The 2,356-nt window shown below is 67.6% G+C and carries 2 protein-coding genes; both read left to right on the top strand.

All coding sequences use genetic code 11. The features are described 5' to 3' along the window. Positions 1 to 1,356: S8 family serine peptidase (locus K9D12_RS14695; RefSeq protein ID WP_223060587.1), on the top strand; the 1,356-nt coding region annotated here is incomplete at its 5' end. Positions 1,357 to 1,462: 106 nt separating this feature from the next. After that, positions 1,463 to 2,275: an acyl-CoA thioesterase II gene (locus K9D12_RS14690; RefSeq protein WP_223060586.1), complete on the top strand. Its 813-nt coding sequence runs from the start codon at positions 1,463 to 1,465 to the stop codon at positions 2,273 to 2,275. The last annotated feature ends 81 nt before the right edge of the window (positions 2,276 to 2,356 follow it).

Genomic DNA, 2,356 nt, shown 5'->3' with positions numbered 1-2,356 from the left:
ACGTCCTTCGTCGTGCTTCAGGCGGGAAAGGGCACCGACAAGGCAACCGCTGCAGTGAAGGCGGCGGGCGGCACTGTCGTTCAGGAATGGCCGCAGATCGGTGTCGTCATCGCTCAGGCCTCCGACGGCGCCTTCGACGACAAGGCGCGCAAACGTCCGGGCGTCGTCGCAGCTGGTCCAACGCGCGCCATGAGCGCGCTCGCGGGAGCGGGCAACGTTGTCCCTGACGGCGAAGTGACGGGACTGGGCCCCGGAACCTCCGGTGGGGACGACACGAAGGAAGCCCTCAACGCGGACCAGTGGGACATGCGTCAGATCGGCGCCGACAAGGCCCACCGCAAGACCGACGGCAACCGGGCGATCACCGTCGGCGTCCTCGACAGCGGAATCGAAGCCGATCACAGCGATCTCGCGGCCAACGTCGATCCCTCTCAATCCGTGAGTTGCAACGACCGAGGGGTGCCGAACACCAACCCGAAGGCCTGGCAGCCCACGACATCCGACCACGGAACACACGTCGCCGGCACCATCGCGGGTGCCCGGAACGGCACGGGTATCGTCGGCGTCGCGCCGAACGTCAAGCTGGCAGCGGTCAAGGTCGTCGACGACGACGGGTACATCTACCCCGAGTACGCGATCTGCGGCTTCGTCTGGGCGGCTGACAAGGGCATGGAGGTGACGAACAATTCGTACTTCATCGACCCGTACTTCCTGTGGTGCAAGGCAGACCCCGAGCAGCGACCCGTCATCGAGGCCGTGAATCGCGCACTCAAGTACAGCGAGAAGAAGGACGTCGTCAACGTCGCCGCAGCAGGCAATTCGGGCTGGGATCTGTCGAAACCCATCACCGACACCGGCAGCCCGAACAACTCCGATGACCCGCAGCCGCGTGAAACGGACCACCGCTGCTACGACATCCCCGCCGAGGCCGGCAACACCGTTGCGGTGTCCTCGGTCGGCCCCACGGCTGTGAAGTCCTACTTCTCCAACTACGGTCGCGGTGTCGTCGACGTGGCCGCACCGGGTGGTGACAGCCGCGTTCCCGCTGACACTCCGAGCAAGAACGGGCGCATCCTGTCCACCGTTGTCGGCGGTGGCTGGGGCTACAAGCAGGGCACCTCCATGGCTTCGCCGCATGCGGCGGGCGTCGTGGCGCTGCTGCGCGGCACGCAAACAGGCCTCAACGCCAAGCAGACGATCTCCACCCTGAAGCGCCAGGCGAACCCTCTTGCGTGCCCCGAGTTCTACGACCAGGACCGTGACGGCGTGAACGACGCGACGTGCGAGGGCAAGAAGCAGGGCAGTGGTTACTACGGCGCTGGGCTCGTCGACGCGTTCAAGGCGGTTGGTGGCTGACGTCCTCCTGTTCGTTCGCATCGGCCCGACCTCGCGTATTGCGGGGGCGGGCCGAGCGATGAACGGCGGGTGTTCGGCGTTAACGGCGGCCACTAGCATCGCGTTCATGAGCGATCACCCCCTCGACGTCCTCTTCACAGCGGCCCGCGACGGTGAGAGCGTCGTCGTTCCGCCCGGTTGGGGACAGGGTCGTGCCACGTTCGGTGGCGTCGTCGCGGGCGCGATGCTCAGCCGCGTTCTCGCCGCGGTGGACCTGCCGGAGCAGGACGTGCGGGCCATGACGATCAACTTCGTCGGCCCCGTCGAAGCCGGTGACGCACGCGTCACGGCCGAGGTGCTGCGTCAGGGCAAGTCCGCGACGCAGGTGGAGGCCCGCGTGACGCAGGCCGACGCCTCGGGCGTCGAGTCGGTGCGGGCCGTCGCGCTCGTGACGATCGGTGCGGCGCGCCCGTCGTCGCTCTCCCTCGCGGCGTCACCGCTCGGCAAGGGCCTTCCCGAGCACGACTCGCTCACGCCGATTCCTTACGTCGAAGGCATGACGCCCGAGTTCATCGCGCGCCTCGACATGCGCCTCGCGAAGGGCCGTGGGCCGTTCAGCGGCGGCGAGGACGGCGACATGCACGGCTACATGAGCTTCCGCGAACCCACCGACGACTTCGGGGTCGCGCACCTCGTGGCACTCGTCGACTGCTGGCCGCCCGCAGCAGGACAGATGCTGACCAAGGTCGTCCCGATGTCGACGATGACGTGGACGATGGACTTCGTCGCGCCCGTCACCGGAACCGGCGCCGACCGCTGGTGGTACGAAGTGACCACCGATGCTGCGCACGACGGTTACGGCCACACGGCCGCCCGGGTGTACACGGCGAGCGGTGAGCCCGTCGTCATCAGCCGCCAGACGGTGGCCGTCTTCGGCTGAGTTCAGGCACTTTGCGCGCATTTGTCGCGTGGCTGGCTCGCAGGATCCTCGCTGCGCTGCGGTCCTACGATCCATGTGCGC

The sequence above is a fragment of the Dermacoccus sp. Tok2021 genome (assembly GCF_019895135.1).
Taxonomy (GTDB): domain Bacteria; phylum Actinomycetota; class Actinomycetes; order Actinomycetales; family Dermatophilaceae; genus Dermacoccus; species Dermacoccus abyssi.
Note: the sequence above shows the minus strand (reverse complement) of the source record. Positions and strands in the feature narration are given on the sequence as shown.